The sequence below is a fragment of the Rubricella aquisinus genome (genome assembly GCF_014199445.1).
In the GTDB taxonomy this organism is placed as follows: Bacteria; Pseudomonadota; Alphaproteobacteria; order Rhodobacterales; family Rhodobacteraceae; genus Rubricella; species Rubricella aquisinus.
On sequence record NZ_JACIJS010000001.1, the window covers coordinates 559,012 to 578,427 of the forward strand.

Annotated in this window: 19 protein-coding genes; 13 read left to right on the forward strand and 6 right to left on the reverse strand. The window is 59.1% G+C overall.

Annotation, left to right across the window (positions count from 1 at the left end; translation table 11 throughout):
• Window positions 1–43 precede the first annotated feature (43 nt).
• From FHS89_RS02655 to FHS89_RS02680, 6 genes are all read right to left on the reverse strand, one after another.
• Window positions 44–1,252, reverse strand: coding sequence for a Coenzyme F420 hydrogenase/dehydrogenase, beta subunit C-terminal domain (locus tag FHS89_RS02655; protein ID WP_184008184.1), 1,209 nt, complete (start codon window positions 1,250–1,252; stop codon window positions 44–46).
• A gap of 69 nt (window positions 1,253–1,321) precedes the next feature.
• Window positions 1,322–1,738 carry a hypothetical protein gene (locus FHS89_RS02660; protein ID WP_184008186.1) on the reverse strand — a complete coding sequence of 139 codons (417 nt, stop codon included), beginning with the start codon at window positions 1,736–1,738 and terminating at the stop codon, window positions 1,322–1,324.
• A 137-nt stretch (window positions 1,739–1,875) separates the two neighbouring features.
• Window positions 1,876–2,565, reverse strand: coding sequence for a YjbF family lipoprotein (locus tag FHS89_RS02665; protein ID WP_184008188.1), 690 nt, complete (start codon window positions 2,563–2,565; stop codon window positions 1,876–1,878).
• Complete coding sequence (locus FHS89_RS02670; protein ID WP_184008190.1) at window positions 2,562–4,751, reverse strand: YjbH domain-containing protein; 2,190 nt, start codon at window positions 4,749–4,751, stop codon at window positions 2,562–2,564. Before FHS89_RS02670 ends, FHS89_RS02665 begins: the two co-directional genes overlap by 4 nt.
• A gap of 47 nt (window positions 4,752–4,798) precedes the next feature.
• A complete protein-coding gene (locus FHS89_RS02675) occupies window positions 4,799–5,266 on the reverse strand; it encodes a hypothetical protein (protein WP_184008192.1) in 468 nt (155 codons plus the stop codon).
• Between the two features lie 428 nt (window positions 5,267–5,694).
• Window positions 5,695–6,027, reverse strand: coding sequence for a single-stranded DNA-binding protein (locus tag FHS89_RS02680; protein WP_184008194.1), 333 nt, complete (start codon window positions 6,025–6,027; stop codon window positions 5,695–5,697).
• A 194-nt stretch (window positions 6,028–6,221) separates the two neighbouring features.
• Here FHS89_RS02680 and FHS89_RS02685 point away from each other — a divergent pair, with 194 nt between their 5' ends.
• The 13 genes from FHS89_RS02685 to FHS89_RS02745 are packed head-to-tail and all read left to right on the forward strand — an operon-like array spanning window position 6,222 to window position 19,416.
• The gene (locus FHS89_RS02685) at window positions 6,222–6,575 is read left to right on the forward strand and encodes a MarR family EPS-associated transcriptional regulator (protein WP_184008196.1); all 354 of its coding nucleotides are present in this window, start codon (window positions 6,222–6,224) and stop codon (window positions 6,573–6,575) included.
• Between the two features lie 7 nt (window positions 6,576–6,582).
• Window positions 6,583–7,608, forward strand: a complete 1,026-nt coding sequence (locus FHS89_RS02690; RefSeq protein ID WP_184008198.1) for a GDP-mannose 4,6-dehydratase — start codon at window positions 6,583–6,585, stop codon at window positions 7,606–7,608.
• Between the two features lie 8 nt (window positions 7,609–7,616).
• A complete protein-coding gene (gene tviB, locus FHS89_RS02695; protein ID WP_184008200.1) occupies window positions 7,617–8,894 on the forward strand; it encodes a Vi polysaccharide biosynthesis UDP-N-acetylglucosamine C-6 dehydrogenase TviB in 1,278 nt (425 codons plus the stop codon).
• Between the two features lie 26 nt (window positions 8,895–8,920).
• Window positions 8,921–9,868 carry a Gfo/Idh/MocA family protein gene (locus FHS89_RS02700; RefSeq protein ID WP_184008202.1) on the forward strand — a complete coding sequence of 316 codons (948 nt, stop codon included), beginning with the start codon at window positions 8,921–8,923 and terminating at the stop codon, window positions 9,866–9,868.
• Window positions 9,865–10,449 (forward strand): acyltransferase, encoded by a 585-nt coding sequence (locus tag FHS89_RS02705; RefSeq protein ID WP_184008204.1) that lies wholly within the window; start codon window positions 9,865–9,867, stop codon window positions 10,447–10,449. Before FHS89_RS02700 ends, FHS89_RS02705 begins: the two co-directional genes overlap by 4 nt.
• Window positions 10,446–11,552, forward strand: a complete 1,107-nt coding sequence (locus FHS89_RS02710; protein WP_184008206.1) for a DegT/DnrJ/EryC1/StrS family aminotransferase — start codon at window positions 10,446–10,448, stop codon at window positions 11,550–11,552. Before FHS89_RS02705 ends, FHS89_RS02710 begins: the two co-directional genes overlap by 4 nt.
• A gap of 11 nt (window positions 11,553–11,563) precedes the next feature.
• Complete coding sequence (locus FHS89_RS02715) at window positions 11,564–12,565, forward strand: NAD-dependent epimerase/dehydratase family protein (RefSeq protein ID WP_184008208.1); 1,002 nt, start codon at window positions 11,564–11,566, stop codon at window positions 12,563–12,565.
• 3 nt (window positions 12,566–12,568) lie between these two features.
• Window positions 12,569–13,747 (forward strand): DegT/DnrJ/EryC1/StrS family aminotransferase, encoded by a 1,179-nt coding sequence (locus tag FHS89_RS02720; protein ID WP_184008210.1) that lies wholly within the window; start codon window positions 12,569–12,571, stop codon window positions 13,745–13,747.
• Window positions 13,748–13,765: 18 nt separating this feature from the next.
• Complete coding sequence (gene asnB, locus FHS89_RS02725; protein WP_184008212.1) at window positions 13,766–15,643, forward strand: asparagine synthase (glutamine-hydrolyzing); 1,878 nt, start codon at window positions 13,766–13,768, stop codon at window positions 15,641–15,643.
• Complete coding sequence (locus FHS89_RS02730; RefSeq protein WP_184008214.1) at window positions 15,640–16,665, forward strand: hypothetical protein; 1,026 nt, start codon at window positions 15,640–15,642, stop codon at window positions 16,663–16,665. The genes asnB and FHS89_RS02730 overlap by 4 nt, the downstream gene beginning before the upstream one ends.
• Window positions 16,662–17,711: a methionyl-tRNA formyltransferase gene (locus FHS89_RS02735; RefSeq protein ID WP_184008216.1), complete on the forward strand. Its 1,050-nt coding sequence runs from the start codon at window positions 16,662–16,664 to the stop codon at window positions 17,709–17,711. The genes FHS89_RS02730 and FHS89_RS02735 overlap by 4 nt, the downstream gene beginning before the upstream one ends.
• A complete protein-coding gene (locus FHS89_RS02740; RefSeq protein WP_184008218.1) occupies window positions 17,708–18,244 on the forward strand; it encodes an acyltransferase in 537 nt (178 codons plus the stop codon). The genes FHS89_RS02735 and FHS89_RS02740 overlap by 4 nt, the downstream gene beginning before the upstream one ends.
• A complete protein-coding gene (locus tag FHS89_RS02745) occupies window positions 18,241–19,416 on the forward strand; it encodes an N-acetyl sugar amidotransferase (protein WP_184008220.1) in 1,176 nt (391 codons plus the stop codon). The genes FHS89_RS02740 and FHS89_RS02745 overlap by 4 nt, the downstream gene beginning before the upstream one ends.

Genomic DNA, 19,416 nt, shown 5'->3' on the forward strand with positions numbered 1-19,416 from the left:
AGGGGCCAAGATGGGGCAGCAGGCGGGCGGCTGCAAGCGGCGGTTAGTCCTTGCGCTGTTCTTCGGCGGTGGGGGTCAGTCCGTAGCGCGCGGCGACGGCCCAGACATGCGGGGGGACCATGTTCTTGATCCGGGAGGGATGGGCGCGCCGCAGGTGCAGGATCGTCTCGATCGCTTTCATCTCCACCCGTGCGCGCGCAAACTCAAGGCCGCGTGGCCCTATGCGCGGCTGGAGGAAGGCAACAATGGGCCGAACCCAATCGGGCATCCGCCGCAGGGGTAGGCCACCGGCGGCAGCCTCCGTATTGGCGAGGAAGCCTTTGACCGCGCCGTCCCGCTTGCCCTTATTGGTGAACGGCATCTCGGCAAGGTCAGCGCGGATCATATCAAGCAATTCCTGCCCGCGATCATTGCGCACGATCAGCCATTGATCGCCATCCCCGGCCATATAGCCCACGGTGATATCGGCAAGCCTGTTGGTGTAATCCACGCAGGTCTTGCAGGTCATGGGAAAGAAATCGGCAGGCAGGTCCGAAATAGGCAGCTTCAGGAAAGGGATCGTCCGGGCCGGGCGGCCATCGTCAAAGCGCAGCTCAAGCTGGTAGTCGGCGCGAAACTCAAGGTAGCTCACCGTGTCTGGCCGCTCGTCCAGCAGATTGAGGAACGTGTGGAAATTGGCGGTCGTCGTGTTGTCGGAACAGGGCGTGCCGATGACATAGAGCCGCTCAAACCCCCATTCTGCCTCCAGCGCGCGGAGGGCGTAGACCTGACAGGGTATCCCGATCACGGCGAGCCGGGTGTGGCCCGCTGCGCGCGCGGGCTCCATCAGCGCCAGAAGGGGCGCGTATCCCATGCGCATGCCACGGCAGTTCGCAAGGTCAGCAGGGTCGGTCACGATGACGGGCTGCGGTTTCCATCGGTCGTCCGGGTCGGGTGCCATGGTCAGGATCGCATCCACCCGCCCGGAGCGGAGCAGCTCAGCCGCGATATGCGTGGTGATGCCGGTCCATTGCGCGCCGGGATGGGGTGTTTTCAGCCGGGCGCGGTGCATTGACTTATGCGGGCCAAAGAATGGGTGGTCTGCGGTCGGCGCGTCAGTGGGCTGACCATGCGTGGCGCGTTCAAGCGTGGGATAGTCGGGCTGGATGAATTGGCAGGCGCGGCCACATGCCTTGCCATCCCCGATACGGGAAATGCCACAATCCGTGCAAAGGCCGGGGCGGGCTGCGCCGCTGATGTCAGGCGCGATCATTCTTGCGGACCTTCCAAAAATAAAAAAGGCGCACCGAAGCGCGCCTTTTTCAGAATATTGAACCCAACCTTAGTTGGTGGTGGTGGCGGCAGAGTTCTCTGCTTCCTGAGCAACCACTTGGGTCACAACAACGGAGGCAGCGGCGACGATACCGGGAACACCGATTGCACCAGCAAGGCCACCAAGTCCTGCACCAAGTCCTGCACCAATGCCTGCGCCTGCGCCGGCTGCCGCGCCTGCACCAGCTGCCGCACCTGCACCTGCGGCGCCTGCACCTGCACCAGCGCCTGCACCAGCCGCGCCGGCACCAGCACCGCCGCCCGCGCCTACACCAGCCGCTGGAGCAGGTGCCTGCATAAACAGGATGCTGTTCATGTCGAGCGCTGCGGTATCAATGAACTGATCCGGTGCGACAAAATCGTCTGCCGCGAATGCGGAGCCAGCGGTAAGAGCTGCTGCTGCAGCAATCGTGATAAAACGAGTCATGTTTGGTTACTCCATATAACGTTAAGTCAGAAGATAGAGACCGCGATTATCCCTGTCAACGCGCCAGTGATCCGGTGAAAGCCCTTTTTTTGCAGGGATTGTCATCATATTGCCAAAAAAAGGTGCTGCGTCAGGCCCTACTGCTCGGCGTCCCGTGATAGTATTTGTATGGAGAGTGATCCTATTTGTGGAGAAATCCATTGTCTGGATTGCCAGATGAAGCCATCGCTGCGGTCGATCCAGTATAGATTCGTGATGGAAACGGTCTCATCCGCACAAATTTCGGTGAATCGGATCGTGTCGCGGGGTGTGCCTAGAATACTGATGCCCGCATCACCGATTTTTTCCAACCCACAGACCAGCGCGGCCTCAGAAATCTTATTTTCACTGTCGAGATAAGAATAAACGCGTGAATAAGAGCCGCCATCACTTTCAGGCGTAAGGGTGGCGATTGCAGCCGATACATCCGCTACGAGAATATCGGCCCCGAATCCGCGTGTGCCGATGATTTGACCGTCTCGCGTGGTCAGGCTGAACCCATCGGCGGACGCCCAGGTTTTCACGCCATTGGGCGCATCTTCGACGGGAAGGGTGGCAAGGGCACCCGATTCGTCCGCGCGCACCAGCATCAGATCATAGTCAATCGCCGCGATATCCGCCGGGGAGATGTTGAGCCGCATCGGCTCTGGCTCTGGCCCCCACATGTTCTGAAGGGCCGAGGTGAACACCGATTGCGTGATCTCAAAGCTGGAGCTGAGCGCCGTGTCCGTTCCACAGGCGCTGAGGCTCGCCACCGCCAGAAGCGGAAGAAGGGGTTTTATGCTCATCGCCAGAACCTCCCCCATGTGTCAGATATGGGATCCGTCTGATAATCCTTGACCATGTCGTAGAGCCGGTTGTTCACGCTCAGGCGGGCACCGCCATCGCGGGTCAACGGGCGCAGGTCGAAATTGGCTTCGGTCCGGGTTGACCGGCCCGCCATCCAGCCAAGCGGCACGCGGAAGGTCAGGCCCTTGTCAAACGAGCCTTCGCCAAAATCGGCAAACGGCACATCCGTGAGCGTGAAGAAGGCCCCCACTTCCCAGCCGTTTCGGAAGGTCCGCTTCAGGGCAAAGGTCGCGCCAACATCCCCGGCAAGGTATTGCCCGGCATCCACCTGCCCCTCAAACCCATTGCCAAAATCGTAATAGGCCGAGGCGTGGCCGGTCACGACATCATAGCTCTGAAAGCCGAACATTCCGTCGAAATCCCGCTGCTGGACATAGTTCAGCTCAAATCCCAGCGCGAGCGGGTTGTCGGGCTGTTTCCACAGCACCTCCCCCGACACACCGCCATACATCCGCTCAAGATAGCCCACGGTGGCGCGCGTGTAGATATCGGTGAAGGGCCGATCAAACTTGTCGAGCGTCAGGCGCAAAATCGCGGGATCGCCCTGGTTCTGGTATTGGGCGAAATCGCTGCGGACGGCAGGAAGGGCGGATGTGGTCGTCCGTGTCACCGTGCCCAGATTGCCCGCAATCGACTTGATGGCCGCGCCAGACAGGATCAGCCCGTCAGAGACCTCCACACTGCCGGCAAGGCGCGCGGATAGGCCCGCGCGAAACGGCGTGTCGGGATCAAACAGGCTGGCCGAGAAGGACGGCGACAATGACCATTCGGTGAGCGGATAAATCTCCGTCTCATTCGGGGCTTCGTCCGCGAAACTGAGCGGGCTGCCAAACATCGTGTTTGCCAACAGGCGCTCTGTCCCGTCGGGATCATATTCCAGCGTTTCGATATCGCTGCGGTCCATCGCGGCGGCAATGGTCGGCATCCCCTTGATGACCGGGACGATCACGAACCGCTCCACACTCGGCGGCAGAACATCGGCAAGGATACGGGCCGCGCGCCCGATCGCCTGGGATTCGATGTCGTATTTTTCGTTGCGGAAATAGAGGACCGCGCGATCCTCCACCAGCGACAGGGATTCAAAGACCTGCTCGTCTGCCTCAAGGCGCCGCTTCACGTCCTCCTTGATCTGCGCGATCTCGTCAGGCGAGGCCATCCAGCGCGAGGTCCAGGAGGCGGGCGTCGCCTCCGGGTCCGCGCGTTGCGTGACCGGGGCAGGTGCGGGATCGATGCTCCCCCCTTGGAACGAGCGCAGCGGATTGAGCGCGAAGGACGCCTGAAGGCTCACCGCATCTCCGTGCAGATAGCTCGCGGCAAGACTGATCTCGTCGTCGATCCGGTAATGCGCACCAAGGTTGATCGGATGCCGCCGGTTAAAGCTGTTTCGGATCGCGGCCATGCGCGGATAGGCGTCCGAGGAATATTCGGCCTTGAGCGTCAGCTTGTCATTCACCGCATAGGACAGCCCGCCAAACGCGGCCGCTGGCCCCCGGAACCATTGATTGAAGTTCGCAGTCCCGCCCCTGTTGGTGATAGAGCGCCCGGGGCGGGTATTGAACCGATCAGAAATGACGCTGAACGGATTGGTAAAGCTCTGATACGAGCCAAGCCGGCCCCAGCCAATACCACCCGAAATCGCCAGCCGCGGCCCGACCTGCTGTGTGGCCACGATATATTCGCTGGAATAAAGCCCGGTCCCGATGAAATCCCGCAGGCCGATGGCAACGTCCGGCAAATAGCGCGAATTGTCGATGATCTGATAGGCGATGTCGAAGCTGCGGTCATAGTTAGTGCTACCAGCTGTAGCAGTCGGATTCTGGTAATTCTCGATTATGGTATAGCGGAAACTGCCCGACAGGCGCGGCGTGATCTGAAAGGTCAGGGTTGAGCGCGTCTCGCCCGCGAAGTTGGAAAATGTCGTGGTTAGTTCCCCATCGGGCTGTGTCTGTGCCGTTGGCATGTCAATCAGACCGGTCGTGCCATAGGTGCCAAGCGTCGGCAGGAACGGTTGCTCTGCCGCCAGTGCGGCACTGGAACAGCTCGCCGTCAGCAGCGCCACAACCGCAGCGCGCCGGACCAAATGCCACAACTGGGCTTTTCCAACCGGGTCAGGATGCGGTGCCATGTGTCCCCTAATGCGTGGTCTGCGGCCACCATATGAGAGCAGGCCAGTCATTGCTTAAAACCGCAATACCCCAATGCCAACACCCCCGCAACGATCGCCTGACGGGCACTCGCGTCAAGCCCGACAGAGCGCCTTCGCCTCAGCGAGGGTGCTTGCCATTTGGGGGGCGCCATGTGGGCCGTGTTGACCGCATAGCCTTCATAGTGGGAGCGTCCGGCGGTGGTGGGCAGACCGGCCCAGATCGGTGCTGCGGGCGCGAAGTCGAGCCGGAGGGAAGGGGCAGGTGCTGCGCTGGTTTGGTCGCGATCTGCACCCTCCTGCGGCGCTGTTTCTCCCCACTGGAAAGACTGCAATCCGAAGTCGGAGGCGGACACAAATTCCGGTGCGGTAAGCGGGGTCAGGGATGTGATCCGCTCCACCGAACTCCCCTGTCCGAGAGCCGGAGCGGGGATGCCGAGAACCCCGGTCAGGAGCGCTACAGAGAGGGGCCGGAGCGTGCGTTGAGCGATGGTCATGTCCCAAGGGTGCCGGATAAAAGGAGGGCCGTCCAGAGTCCTCAGATGGCTTTTGCAGCGGATGAGGAAACTGCGTGGACGCCGTCGCAAAAGCGCCTGCCTCCACCCGCTGTGCCAGCGGTGATTTTGACGATGCTGCCGCAAATGACGGGAAGCGTCTTTGTGCCTCTGCGCGCCCCAAAGAAGTCTGATATTGTATGTCCCGGACCTCTGGTCCGGTCTAAGGGGTGACACCAACGCGGCAAGCCGCAATCAATGCTAAAGCATTGATTATAAACAGATTATATAGATATTTGCACAAAATTTGGTGGTACAGGAAATTTTCCTCATAATATCAGTATGTTAAAAGGCGTGGTCCACGCTTGGTCCACACTCGGTCCACGCTTAACTTGGTAAAAAGGCCGCTCTTGAGAGCGGCCTTTCGGGTGTCAGTTCCGCTTTTTGGCGTCGGCGTTGCGGACGGCGCGGGTGTAGTCGTCGAGGGTGTTTGCGGCGAGCGTGACCCCGTAGACCGTCTCCCCATTCTTCTCGTAAGCGGTCTCCCGGATGGTGCCCGTGGCCCGGACAAGATGGCCCTGTTTGACGTTGCCCTCGGCCCAGGTGATGGCTGCGTCGTTGAAGAGGGTGATGGTGTTCCAGTAGGTGTTCTGCTGGAAGTTCCCGTCCTGATCGCGGCGGCCATATTCGGCGGCGATGCTGATCTTGAGGACAGTCCCGGCTTTGGTGATTTTGCCAACGCGGCTGAGCCTTTTAAGATGCATAGAGACTTTCAGCAATACTTATAATGTTTATTATGTTAAATATTACGGAAAATCCGGTAGGCCCGGCCCGTCTGGGGTGAGCAAGCTGCATCTGGGGAAATTTATCTGCATGTCGAGTGCGTTCAATATTGAACGTAATGTCAAGAGCGCGTAAAGAGCAGGAGATTGTTCAAAGGCGCCTTGTGTCCCCCCCTATGCCTCTTTCTTCTCAAGATGAAAAGACGTTTCGTCTGTTGCGCTTTCTGGAACGCGACCCGTCGCTGTCCCAGCGCGATCTGGCGCGCGAAACAGGCTGGAGTCTGGGCGCGGTGAATTACTGTCTGCAAGCGCTCGTGGCCAAGGGTGAGGTGAAGATCGAAAACTTTCGCACCTCCGACAACCGCATGAAATACATCTATGTGCTGACCCCCAAAGGCGTGCAAAAACGGCTCGCCCTGACGCGGGATTTCCTCAAGCGCAAGCAAGAAGAATATCACAGCATCAAAGCCGAAATCGAAGAGCTGGAGGCCGAAGAGGCCCTGCTCGATCAAGACCACATCAAACAGTGAGAGGCAGATGAGCGAGCAAACCACCCATAGGGTATTTATCACGGGCACCGCGGGCTTTATCGGCTTCCATCTGGCCCGGCTGTTGCTGGCAGAGGGGCATGTCGTGTGCGGCCTTGATGCGATGACCGATTATTACGACGTGCGCCTCAAACAGCGCCGCCATCAGATGCTGATGCAGAACCCCAATTTCAGCGCCCATGAGGTGCAGTTGGAAGATGCGGACGCGGTGATGCGCCTCATCGGGGATTTCAAGCCCACAGCGATTGTCCATCTCGCGGCCCAAGCGGGCGTGCGCTATTCCCTTGAGAACCCGCGCGCCTATCTCGACAGCAATCTTGTGGGCACCTTCAATGTGATGGAGGCCGCGCGGGAGCACAGCGTCGGGCATTTGTTGATGGCCTCCACCAGCTCGGTCTATGGCGCCAATACCGAAATGCCCTTTGACGAGCGCAAGAACACCGACACCCCCCTCACCTTCTATGCCGCCACCAAAAAGGCAAATGAGGCGATGGGCCATTCCTATGCCAATATCTACAACCTGCCCGTGACCATGTTCCGGTTCTTTACCGTCTATGGCCCATGGGGGCGGCCGGATATGGCGCTTTTCAAGTTCACCAAGGGTATTCTTGAGGGCACCCCGATCGACATCTACAACCATGGTGAGATGTACCGCGACTTCACCTATGTGGAGGATCTGGTGCGCGGCATTCGCGGTCTGATTGACGCCGTGCCCGAGGCGCCCGCGGATGGCATCGTGCCCGAGGGCGACAGCCTGTCGCCCGTGGCCCCGTGGCGGGTGGTCAATATCGGCAATTCCGACAAGGTGCGCCTGATGGATTTCATCGACGCGATCGAGGAGGAGCTGGGGCAAAAAGCCGTGCGCAATTACATGGAGATGCAGCTTGGTGACGTGCCCGCGACATGGGCCGATGCCTCCCTTCTGGAACGCCTCACAGGCTACCGCCCGCAAACCGATATCCGTCAGGGTGTCGCCAATTTCGTCGCGTGGTATCGCGACTATTACGACTGTTGAGAGTATTCATGCACAGGATCGAGACCACAAAAATCGCCGTGATCGGGCTGGGCTATGTGGGCCTGCCGCTTGCCGTGGAATTCGGGAAGAAGCTGCCCACTGTCGGGTTTGACATCCATAAGGGCCGGGTCGCTGAATTGCAGGGCGGTCATGACCGCACGCTGGAAACCGGGCCGGAGGATCTGCGGGCCGCGACCCATCTGAGCTATACCTCCGATCTGGAGGATCTGCGGGACTGCAACGTCTATATCGTCACCGTTCCCACCCCCATCGACCAGCACCGCCAGCCCGATCTCACGCCCCTGCGCAAAGCGTCCGAAACGGTGGGCCGGGTGATCTCCAAGGGCGATATCGTGATCTATGAAAGCACCGTCTATCCTGGTGCGACCGAAGAGGATTGCGTGCCCATCGTCGCGGCCACTTCCGGGCTGACATTCAACGAAGATTTCTTCGCCGGCTACAGCCCCGAGCGGATCAATCCCGGGGACAAGCATCACCGCCTGCCCACGATCATGAAGGTCACCTCCGGCTCCACGCCAGAGATCGGTCAATTCGTTGACGCGCTCTATCAGGAGATCATCACCGCAGGCACCCATCTGGCCCCTTCTATCCGGGTGGCCGAGGCCGCCAAGGTGATCGAGAACACCCAGCGGGACGTGAATATCGCGCTGGTCAACGAACTGGCGCTGATCTTCAACAAGATGGGCATTGATACATTGGATGTGCTGGAGGCTGCGGGCACCAAGTGGAATTTCCTGCCCTTCCGCCCCGGTCTTGTTGGTGGGCACTGTATCGGGGTGGACCCCTATTACCTCACCCATAAGGCCGAGGCGATCGGCTATCATCCAGAGGTGATCCTCGCGGGCCGTCGTCTGAATGACGGGATGGGCGCCTATGTGGCGAACCAGACCGTCAAGGCGATGCTGCGCCAAAGCCTCACCGTCAACGGAGGCCGCGCGCTGGTGCTGGGCCTCACGTTCAAGGAAAACTGCCCCGATCTGCGCAACACCCGTGTTGTCGATGTGATCGCGGAACTGGAAGCCTTCGGCCTGTCGGTCGATGTGCATGACCCATGGGTCGACGCGGCAGAGGCACAGCATGAATACGGGCTCGATCTGGTGAGCACACCAGAGACAGGCACCTATGACGCGGTGATCTTGGCCGTGAGCCATAGCGAATATGCCCAAGCCGGGGCCGAAGCCCTGCGCGCCTATGGCCGGGAGGGGGCCGTGTTCTACGACCTCAAATCCATGTTCCCCGCCAGCGCCAGCGATCTGCGGCTTTAGCAAACACTGTGACAGGAGACCACGAGATGAAGCGTTTTGCCCTGATCGGCGTTGCCGGCTATATCGCACCGCGCCACATGCAGGCGATCCATGAGACCGGCCATGATCTGGTCGCCTCGCTCGATCCCAATGACAGTGTTGGCATCATCGACCGCTATTTCCCCACCGCGCAATTCTTCACCGAATTCGAGCGGTTCGACCGGCATGTGGACAAGATGCGCCGCGCGGGTCAGGCGATTGATTATGTCTCGATCTGTTCGCCCAATTATCTGCATGACAGCCATATGCGGTTTGCCCTGCGCTCGGGCGCGGATGCGATCTGCGAAAAACCCTTGGTGCTGAACCCATGGAACCTCGATGGTTTGGCCGAGATCGAGGCCGACACGGGCCGCAAGATCAACACGATCCTTCAGTTGCGCGTGCATCCCGCGATCATCGCCCTGCGCGATAAGCTCGCCGCAGGCCCGCGCGACACCAAGGCCGAAGTGGACCTGAGCTATGTCACCTCCCGCGGGCAGTGGTATCTGCAAAGCTGGAAAGGCGATGAGAGCAAATCGGGCGGCATCGCCACCAATATCGGCGTGCATTTCTTTGACATGCTGCATTTCCTCTTTGGCGCGTTGCAGCGGATCGAGGTGCATTACACCTCCCCCATCAAGGCGGCGGGTTATCTGGAATACGAGCACGCGCGCGTGCGCTGGTTCATGTCCTTGGATGTGAATGACGTGCCCGAGGGGCCGCGCTCGGAAGGGCAGCGCACCTATCGCTCCATCACCGTGGATGGCGAGGAGATCGAATTCTCCGGTGGGTTTACCGATCTGCACACCCTGTCCTATCAGGAAATCCTCGCGGGTCGGGGTTTCGGGCTGGAGGAGAACCGCACCGCGATCGAGGCCGTCTCCACGATCCGCAATGCCGCGGTGACCGAAAGCCCGAGCGATCCGCATCCCTTCCTTGCAGGGCTGACAAAATGAGCCATTACCAACACGACACCGCCATCGTCGATGACGGCGCCCAGATCGGGGAGGGAAGCCGCGTGTGGCACTTCGCCCATGTCTGCGGCGGGGCCGTGATCGGCGCGGGCGTGTCGCTGGGGCAAAACGTGTTCGTGGGCAATAAGGTCACTATTGGCGACCGGTGCAAGATCCAGAACAACGTGTCGGTCTATGACAATGTGCATCTGGCGGAGGGCGTGTTTTGCGGCCCCTCCATGGTGTTCACCAATGTCTATAACCCGCGCGCGCTCATCGAGCGCAAAGACGAATACCGTGATACCCGCATCGGGCGCGGCGCCACGCTGGGGGCCAATTGCACCATCGTGTGTGGCGTGCGCATAGGCGATCACGCCTTTGTCGCCGCCGGGGCCGTGATCACCCAAGACGTGCCGGATTTTGCGCTGATGGTCGGTGTGCCGGGGCGGCAGATCGGCTGGATGAGCGCTTATGGCGAACAGCTTGATCTGCCGCTGACGGGCGACGCGGACACCACCTGCCCCCATACCGGCGCCACCTATCATTTGCGCAACGGAACGCTCAGCATGACGGAGGCCGCATGATCCCTATTCTTGACCTTGGTGCACAGCAGGCGCGGTTGCGCGCGGATATTGATGCGCGCATTGCCCGCGTGCTCGACCATGGCAAATATATCCTTGGCCCCGAAGTGGCCGAGTTGGAAGAGCGCCTTGCCGATTATACTGGGGCGGCCCATTGCATCACCTGCGCCAATGGCACGGATGCATTGCAAATCGCGCTGATGGCGCTTGGCGTCGGGCCGGGCGATGAGGTCATCACGCCCGCCTTCTCCTATATCGCGACGGCAGAAACCGTGGCGGTTCTGGGGGCCACGCCCGTCTATGTGGATGTGGACCCAGCGACCTATACGCTCGACGTGTCCCAGCTTGAGAATGCGATCACCAAGCGCACCAAGGCGATCATCCCCGTCTCGCTTTACGGGCAAGTGGCGGATTTCGGGGCGATCAATGCGGTGGCAGCCGCCCATAATCTGCCGGTGATCGAGGATGCCGCGCAAAGCTTCGGCGCGCGGGAGGCCGATGGCACCAAATCCTGCGCGCTGAGCACCATCGGCTCCACCAGCTTTTTCCCCTCCAAGCCCTTGGGCTGTTACGGGGATGGCGGGGCCTTGTTCACCAATGATCCCGATCTTGCGGTGATCTTGCGTCAGGTCGCGCGCCACGGGCAGGACCGGCGCTATCACCATATCCGGGTGGGCGTGAATTCGCGCCTTGATACCATTCAGGCAGCGGTGCTGTTGGCCAAGATGGACATCCTTGATGATGAGATCGCAGGCCGGGACGCTGTGGCGGCGCGCTACACCGCGGCCTTTGCCGGATCGAATGCCGTGATCCCGCCCACCGTGCGTGAGGGCCGCCTGTCGGCCTGGGCGCAATATACGGTGCGTGTGCAGGATCGCGACCGGGTGCAAGCCACCCTGAAAGAGGCGGGCATCGCCACGGCGGTGCATTACCCATTGGCGCTGAACCGCCAACCGGCTGTGGCGAGCGACGCGCATGTGCTCGTCGGCGACAAGGCCGCGCAAGAAGTTCTGAGCCTGCCGATTTCTCCGTATCTCACGGCGGCAGACCAGACCCATATCATCGACACATTGAGCGCTGCGGCGCCCCAGACACAACAAGCATGAGAGGCTGACCCATGGATATTCAAGGCAAGAACCTTCTGGTCATCGGCGGCGCCGGACTGATCGGGTCTCACACGGTGGACAAACTCCTCGCAGAGGATGTGGGCTCCGTCACGATCTATGACAACTTCACCCGTGGCCGGACCGAGAACCTGACCGACGCGTTCAAAGACCCGCGCGTCAGCGTCTATGAGGTCGGCGGCGACATCCTGCAAACCGACATCCTGAATGCTGCGATGAAAGATCGTAAGATCGACGGTGTGTTCCACTTTGCAGCCCTGTGGCTCTTGCAGTGCCACGACTACCCGCGCTCTGCGTTCAACACCAATGTGGCGGGCACCTTCAACGTGATGGAAGCCTGCGTGAAGAACGACATCAAGCGGCTGGTCTGGTCCTCCTCCGCGTCCGTCTATGGCGACGCCGTGACCGAGCCGATGGAAGAAGACCACCCGTTCAACAACAAGAACTTCTATGGTGCGACCAAAATCGCGGGCGAAGCGATGCTGCGCTCCTTCCACCACCGCTATGGTCTGGAATATGTCGGCCTGCGCTACATGAATGTCTATGGCCCGCGTCAGGATTACCACGGGGCCTATATCGCCGTGATCATGAAGATGCTCGACGCGATCGACCGGGGCGAGGCACCAACCATCATGGGCGACGGCTCCGAGGCGTTCGATTTCGTGGCCGTGGAAGATTGCGCCAAGGCGAATGTCTGCGGCATGAAAGCCAATGCCACCGATGAATTCTACAATGTCGGCACTGGCAAGCGGACCTCGCTGAAAGAGTTGGCGGAAAAGCTGTTGAACCTCACCGGGTGCAACAAGGAAATCCAATACGCGCCGCGCAGCCAAGCCACGCTGGTGAAGAACCGTATCGGCTCCCCGGTCAAGGCAACCGAAGAGATCGGCTTTACCGCGGATATCGACCTTGATGAAGGTCTGCGCCGTCTCATCGACTGGCGCGCGGCCCATAAGGCCGAGGTGGAAACCCGCCGGAAAGAAGTGGGGCTCTGAACCATGGCGCATTCCGTCCCAATCGCCCGCACCTCCCTGACGGAGGAAGAGATCACCAGTGTTCTGGGGCCATTGCGCTCTGGCTGGCTGGTGCAAGGCCCGCAGGTTAAATCCTTTGAAGAAAAATGGTGCGCCTTTACCGGCGCGCCCCATGCGCTGGCCGTGACATCCTGCACGACCGGAATGCATCTCGCGGTTGCCGCCCTTGATCTTGGCCCCGGGGACGAAGTGATCGTCCCGGCCCTCACGTGGATTTCCACCGCCAATGTGATCGAGCATCAGGGCGCGACCCCGGTGTTTTGCGATATTGATCTGGAGACGTTCAACATTGACGTGGCCCGGATCGAGGGCCTCATCACCGAGCGCACGGTGGGCATCATGCCTGTGCATCTCTTTGGCCTTGCCGCTGATATGAACCCGATCATGGCGATTGCGAAAAAGCATGGCCTGTGGGTGATCGAGGATGCGGCCTGCGGCTTTGGCGCCACCTATGGCGGGCAGCATGTGGGCCATTTCGGCAATGCAGGCGCGTTCAGCTTCCACCCGCGCAAAGCCATCACCACCGGTGAGGGCGGCATGGTCACCACAGCCGACGCAGAGCTTGCGACCAAAGTGCAGCAGCTGCGCGATCATGGTGCGGTGATGTCGGACCTTCAGCGCCATCTGGGGCCGAAACCTTACCTTTTGGCCGATCATATCCATGCAGGCTACAACCAGCGCATGACCGATATGCAAGGGGCCCTTGGCAATATGCAGATGGACCGCGCGCCCGCGATCATCGACGAGCGGCGCGGGATTGCGGCGGAGTTTGAGGCCGCCTTTGCCGATATGGCATGGCTGCGCACACCCAAAGCCCCCGATGGCTATGGCCATGGCTATCAAAGCTATCCGTGCCTGTTCCGGCCCGAGGCGGCGGCTGATCCGGCCCAAGTGGCAGCAGTGAACGCCGCGCGCAATGACTGGATGGAGGCGTTGCAGGCGGCAGGTGTGTCCACCCGTCCGGCGACTCATGCGGTGCATATGCTCAGCTTCTATGCGGAGAAATATGACCTCAAGCCTGAGGATTTCCCCAATGCGCGGGCGGCCAATGACTGCTCGATCTCCCTGCCCCTGTTCCATGGCATGACCGATGCGGACAAGGCCCATGTGATCGACACGGTGCGCGCGACCGCCCCTGTCTAAGACGAAGGAAACACCGCCATGTGTGGCATCGCCGGGATCGTGAATTACAAAGGCGCCCCCGTGGCTCCTCCTGTTTTGCAGGCCATGACCGATGCCATCGCGCATCGCGGGCCGGATGGGGAAGGCCACTGGATCGAGGAGGGCGTTGGCTTCGGCCATCGCCGCCTCGCGATCATTGATCTGTCGCCCCTCGCCCATCAGCCAATGATGAGCCATGATAACCGCTATGTGCTGAGCTATAACGGGGAGATCTACAATTTCCGCGAATTGCGCACCGAATTGGAGGCGCTGGGGTATCCCTTCCGCTCCCAATCCGACAGCGAGGTTCTGCTCACCGCATGGGCGGCGTGGGGGGTAAAGGCGCTTGACCGGCTCAATGGCATGTTCGCCTTCGCGATCTGGGACCGCACCGACAAGACGCTGACGCTGGCGCGGGACCGCTACGGGATCAAGCCGCTCTATATCGCTGAGACGCCCGAAGGCCTGACCTTCGGCTCTGAGCAAAAGGCCATTCTGGCCCGTCCCGGTGCCTCCGTCACCGTGGACCGTGAGGCGCTCTTGGAATATTTCACGTTCCAGAACCTCTTTACCAACCGCACGCTGGTCAAAGGCATCACCCTGATGCCCGCAGGCCATTATGCGGTGCTGGACACGCGCGAGGATACGCCGCGTCTGAAATCCACCCAATACTGGGATTTCAACTTCACCAACCCCACCGAAAAGGCCGACCGCCGCGAATATATCGAGGAATTGGACCGGCTGTTCGCGCAAGCGGTAAACCGGCAATTGGTCACGGATGTGGAGTTGGGATCGTATCTGTCGGGGGGCATGGATTCTGGCTCCATCACGGCAGTGGCGGCGCAATCCATTCCTGACCTCAAGACATTCACCTGCGGGTTTGACCTAAGCTCCGCCTCGGGCATCGAGCTTGCCTTTGACGAGCGGGTCGCGGCGGAGGCGATGTCGGCCCGGTTCCGCACCGAGCATTACGAGATGGTGCTGAAAGCGGGCGATATGGAGCGGTGCCTGCCGCGGCTCGCCTATCATCTGGAGGAGCCGCGCGTCGGCCAATCCTACCCGAATTTCTATGCCGCCCAGTTGGCGTCGAAATTCGTCAAGGTGGTGATGTCGGGCGCGGGCGGCGATGAATTGTTCGGCGGCTATCCATGGCGCTATTACCGCGCGGTCGTGTGCAATGATTTCGACGATTATGTCGATCAGTATTACGGTTTCTGGCAGCGGCTGGCGGACAATAAGGACCTGCACCGCATGTTCGCCCCGATCAAAGGGGATGTGGAAAATGTCTGGACCCGCGACATTTTCCGCGACGTGCTGAAGGCGCATGAGGGCGTGCCTGAGACACCCGAGGATTATATCAACCAGTCGCTCTATTTCGAGGCAAAGACCTTCCTGCATGGTCTGTTTGTCGTCGAGGATAAGCTGTCGATGGCGCATTCCTTGGAAACGCGCGTGCCGTTCATGGACAATGATCTGGTCGAGTTCGCGATGCGCTGCCCGGTCGATCTGAAGCTCAACAACCTCGCGGAGGTCGTGCGCATCAACGAAAACGACCCTGGCGACAAGCGCGGCAAATATTTCCAGAAAACCAATGACGGAAAGCAGATCCTGCGCGACATGATGGGCAAATATATCCCCGACACCATCACCAAGGCCGCGAAACAGGGCTTTTCCTCCCCGGATGCAAGCTGGTTCAAGGGCGATAGCATTGATTTTGTCCGCGACCGTCTGCTCAACAAACGCGCCCCGATCTATGACCTTCTGGATTACGAGGCCACGACCGGGCTGGTCCAGGATCACCTGAACGGGGAGCAGAACCGCCGCCTGCTGATCTGGTCGCTGCTGAACGTCAACCAATGGATGGAGGCTATATCATGACAGTGCAAGCACTCACCCATCCCCAGACCAGCGATATGACGCTGGATGCTTATCGTGGTTTTGTTGCCCGCACCGCGGCAGCCTACCCCTGTCTCGGGTTTGAAGTATTAGACGCACCGGCCCTGCCACCGCGGTTTGCCCTCTTGCGACATGACATTGATATGTCTCCTCAGCAGGCTCTGGAAACAGCGCGGATTGAGGCTGATCTGGGGGTGCGCGCGACATACACGGTCCTACTAACAGGCGAGTTCTACAGCCCTTTTGAGGCCGGGACCCGTGCGCTTTTACAAGAAATTCGGGCACTTGGTCACGACATTGGTCTGCATTTCGATGCGGCCTATCACCAAATCAACGATGATACCCAGATGGATGATGCGCTGATCTGGGAAGCTGATATACTCAGCCGCCTTTTGGTAGATGATGCTGGCCCAGCTAAAATCAAGATGTTCTCGTTTCATAATACAACACCTTTTACGATGAGCTGCCGTGCCTCCCATTACGCTGGACTGCGCAATGCTTATGCGGGGATCTTACAGGATGCTTGTGAATATACTTCTGATTCCAACGGCTATTGGATTCACCGTACATGGGACGCGATTCTTGCAGCAGGCCATGACCGGTTGCAGGTGCTGACGCATCCTGAATGGTGGCACGCAACAGATGCAGAACCTGCTGAAAAGCTGTGTCAGATTATGGACCAGCGTATCAGGGACTGCTGGGATGGATATCAGGCCCTTTTGCGCCGAGGCAACCGGATCAATAGAACCGGGTTGCCCCTTAACATCGATAAGATTGAAGCAATCCTTGCTGGAGAGGAGGCCGCGCGCTTACCATCCCTTTGGCTTGCTGGGTATCATGGGATTGCCGCCGCGGGGTTGTTGCGATCCCTTAATCAGGCAGGCATCCCCCTTGAGGAGACTGATCATGCAATCTTGTCTGGCAATCAAGGTAACATAGCCAGCCTGCAAGCCGCGTTCGTCGCTGGTTTAGAGGCTTTGGCAGAACAAGGCGCCCAGTCATGACCACACATCGTCCTCTCCGTATTCTGATCTTGTGTACAGTATCCACTGGGCTTGATGCTGTTCAGGCGGTGCTAAGTCAGACGAATGATGTGGTTGGGCTTGTCGGGCTACACCCTGATCAGGCCGATCCTACGGCTATCAGTGGATATGTTGATATCCGCTCGTTCTGCACGAAGAATGATCTGCCCGCATATCTTGTACAGAGTTACACGCTTTCCCAACAAGGAGATCGCCTGCTGTTTGATAAGCTGGATTTCGATCTGATTTGGGTGGCTGGGTGGCAACGGCTTATCCCGAAATGGCTGATTGAAATGGCGCCTTTAGGGGCGTTGGGCAGCCATGGCAGCCCGGATGGCATTCAAGGTGGGCGTGGGCGTTCTCCTCAGAACTGGGCCCTCATACTGGGATGCCGTCAGTTCAGCATTGCCCTATTCCGGATCACACCCGGAGTGGATGAAGGCGATGTAATCGCGGAGCAATCTTTTTTCTACGAAGAGCAGGATGACATTGTTGTCTCATATTATCGCGCGTCGATAGCCACCGCAGATATGGTCTGTGAGGTTTTAAACAATCCGGCGATGTTCGATACGGCGCGGCCTCAAAACGGTATGGCACGTTATTTGCCGCAACGGCGCCCACAGGATGGCTGGGTTGATTGGAACCTGCCTGCTAGAACTATTGCTCGTCATGCTCGAGCTCTGACCCGACCATATCCCGGCCTACAAACGTCTATTGGTGATATGGATTTACGGCTCTGGCGCTGTCAGGTTTTTGATGATGTGGTGAGCGCCGAGCCGGGTGCAATCCAGACAGTGTTTTTGACCGGGGAGTTTCTGGTCTCTTGCGGGGATGGACGTCTTCTGGTGCGAGACTGGACAGCCTCGAATTCCAGATGGTTGCCCAAGGTCGGAAATATTTTAAAAGGCAAATCCTTCGATGAAACTATGGCTGGTATCATTGATGGTCATCAATCCCGATATGATGATCAGCTGCTAAGCCGCCGGCTGGCTCCTTGGATGAGAAAACACCAAGGGCATACAATATGAGCCTGTTCCTCCCCACATTGTTAGCTTTTCTGAGAGACCGACGGGCTGAGATGCAATCTCAGTTCAACCGGGTGCTGCCCTTTGGCGATTACATCTCGGATCGCTGGGAAAAGGCACGCGCGCTCGGTTTTGGGGAGGGCACGAGCATCTATGACAGCGCCCATGTGTTTGGCGATGTCACGGTGGGGCAGAATACATGGATCGGCCCTTTCACGGTGCTGGACGGATCGGGCGGCGGATTGCGGATCGGCAGCCATTGTTCGATCTCTGCGGGGGTGCAGATCTATACCCATGATACGGTGAATTGGGCCATATCCGGCGGGCAAGAGCCGGCCACCCATGCCCCCACCGTGATCGGAAATAACTGTTATCTCGCGCCCAATGTGGTGGTGGCCAAGGGCGTGACCCTTGGCGATGGCTGCGTGGTGGGCGCGCAAAGCTTCGTCAATCGCAGCTTTCCGGCGGGCTCGAAACTCGCGGGCTGCCCGGCGCGGCTTATCGCTTCTGATGCACCAAAGGACGCTGACCAATGACGCTTGGCTATGACCTCGACCCGACCCGCCGCGTGTGCACGCGCTGCATCTATGATGATCGCGTGCCGATGATCTCCTTTGATGCAGCGGGCGTGTGCAATTACTGCCGCCAGCTTGATGGTCTGGTCGAGGATTACAATACCGGACGGCCCGAGGGTGCTGCGGAATTCGAGCGCCTTTTGGATGAGATCAAGGCGGCCGGGCGGGGCAAGAAATACGATTGCATCATCGGCGTCTCTGGCGGCACGGACAGTTCCTACCTTGTACATAAGGCGGTGACGGATTGGGGTCTGCGCCCGCTTGCAGTTCACTATGACAACACATGGAATTCCGCAATTGCCACACAGAATATCGCAAAGGTTTTGCTTCCCTTAAATGTGGATCTATACACCCACGTGGTGAATAATGAGGAAGCCGATGACATTTTTCTGTCCTTCTTCCGCGCCTCCGTGGCTGAGATCGAAGGTTCTACCGATCTTGCCTTACGTGAAACAATGTACCGGGCAGCATGGCAATATAAAGTGCGCTATGTGATGGAGGGTAGTTCCTTCGTCACTGAAGGAATTACGCCAGTGGGTCGCAACTATTTCGACGGGAAATATATCTCCTCTATCCATAAGATGTTTGGCACGATGTCAGCATCGTCCTATCCATTGATGACTTTTAATAGGTTCCTATTTTGGACTATCGTCGCACGGATCAAGAACATCCGCCCATTCTGGTATCTCGACTATAACAAGGAAGACGCCCGCGCGCTGTTGGAGCGGGAATATGGCTGGCAATATTACGGTGGGCATCATCTGGAGAACCGGATGACGGCGTTTTATCACTCCGTCTATATGCCGCAAAAATTCGAGTCTGACCTGCGCAACAACACGCTGTCGGCATTGGTGCGCAATGGCAAGATGGACCGCGCGGAGGCATGGGCGAAATATAACGAGCCGCCCCATATCGAAGAAGAGCTGGTCACCTATTTCCAAAAGCGCCTTGGCCTGTCGGAAAACGAATATGCCTCGATCATGGCGGAGCCGCCGAAATCCTGGCACGAATTCCCGACCTATAAACAGCGGTTTGAGCGGATGCGCCCGGTGTTCAAGGTGCTCGCGGATGCCAATCTGGTGCCGCGCTCCTTCTATCTGAAATACTGTTTCCCAACCAAGACGGAGGGCTGA

Coding starts and splice junctions, on each gene's coding strand:
- FHS89_RS02655 (WP_184008184.1), bottom strand. CDS start 1,252: ATGATCGCGCCTGACATCAGCGGCGCAGCCCGCCCCGGCCTTTGCACG.
- FHS89_RS02660 (WP_184008186.1), bottom strand. CDS start 1,738: ATGACTCGTTTTATCACGATTGCTGCAGCAGCAGCTCTTACCGCTGGC.
- FHS89_RS02665 (WP_184008188.1), bottom strand. CDS start 2,565: ATGAGCATAAAACCCCTTCTTCCGCTTCTGGCGGTGGCGAGCCTCAGC.
- FHS89_RS02670 (WP_184008190.1), bottom strand. CDS start 4,751: ATGGCACCGCATCCTGACCCGGTTGGAAAAGCCCAGTTGTGGCATTTG.
- FHS89_RS02675 (WP_184008192.1), bottom strand. CDS start 5,266: ATGACCATCGCTCAACGCACGCTCCGGCCCCTCTCTGTAGCGCTCCTG.
- FHS89_RS02680 (WP_184008194.1), bottom strand. CDS start 6,027: ATGCATCTTAAAAGGCTCAGCCGCGTTGGCAAAATCACCAAAGCCGGG.
- FHS89_RS02685 (WP_184008196.1), top strand. CDS start 6,222: ATGCCTCTTTCTTCTCAAGATGAAAAGACGTTTCGTCTGTTGCGCTTT.
- FHS89_RS02690 (WP_184008198.1), top strand. CDS start 6,583: ATGAGCGAGCAAACCACCCATAGGGTATTTATCACGGGCACCGCGGGC.
- tviB (WP_184008200.1), top strand. CDS start 7,617: ATGCACAGGATCGAGACCACAAAAATCGCCGTGATCGGGCTGGGCTAT.
- FHS89_RS02700 (WP_184008202.1), top strand. CDS start 8,921: ATGAAGCGTTTTGCCCTGATCGGCGTTGCCGGCTATATCGCACCGCGC.
- FHS89_RS02705 (WP_184008204.1), top strand. CDS start 9,865: ATGAGCCATTACCAACACGACACCGCCATCGTCGATGACGGCGCCCAG.
- FHS89_RS02710 (WP_184008206.1), top strand. CDS start 10,446: ATGATCCCTATTCTTGACCTTGGTGCACAGCAGGCGCGGTTGCGCGCG.
- FHS89_RS02715 (WP_184008208.1), top strand. CDS start 11,564: ATGGATATTCAAGGCAAGAACCTTCTGGTCATCGGCGGCGCCGGACTG.
- FHS89_RS02720 (WP_184008210.1), top strand. CDS start 12,569: ATGGCGCATTCCGTCCCAATCGCCCGCACCTCCCTGACGGAGGAAGAG.
- asnB (WP_184008212.1), top strand. CDS start 13,766: ATGTGTGGCATCGCCGGGATCGTGAATTACAAAGGCGCCCCCGTGGCT.
- FHS89_RS02730 (WP_184008214.1), top strand. CDS start 15,640: ATGACAGTGCAAGCACTCACCCATCCCCAGACCAGCGATATGACGCTG.
- FHS89_RS02735 (WP_184008216.1), top strand. CDS start 16,662: ATGACCACACATCGTCCTCTCCGTATTCTGATCTTGTGTACAGTATCC.
- FHS89_RS02740 (WP_184008218.1), top strand. CDS start 17,708: ATGAGCCTGTTCCTCCCCACATTGTTAGCTTTTCTGAGAGACCGACGG.
- FHS89_RS02745 (WP_184008220.1), top strand. CDS start 18,241: ATGACGCTTGGCTATGACCTCGACCCGACCCGCCGCGTGTGCACGCGC.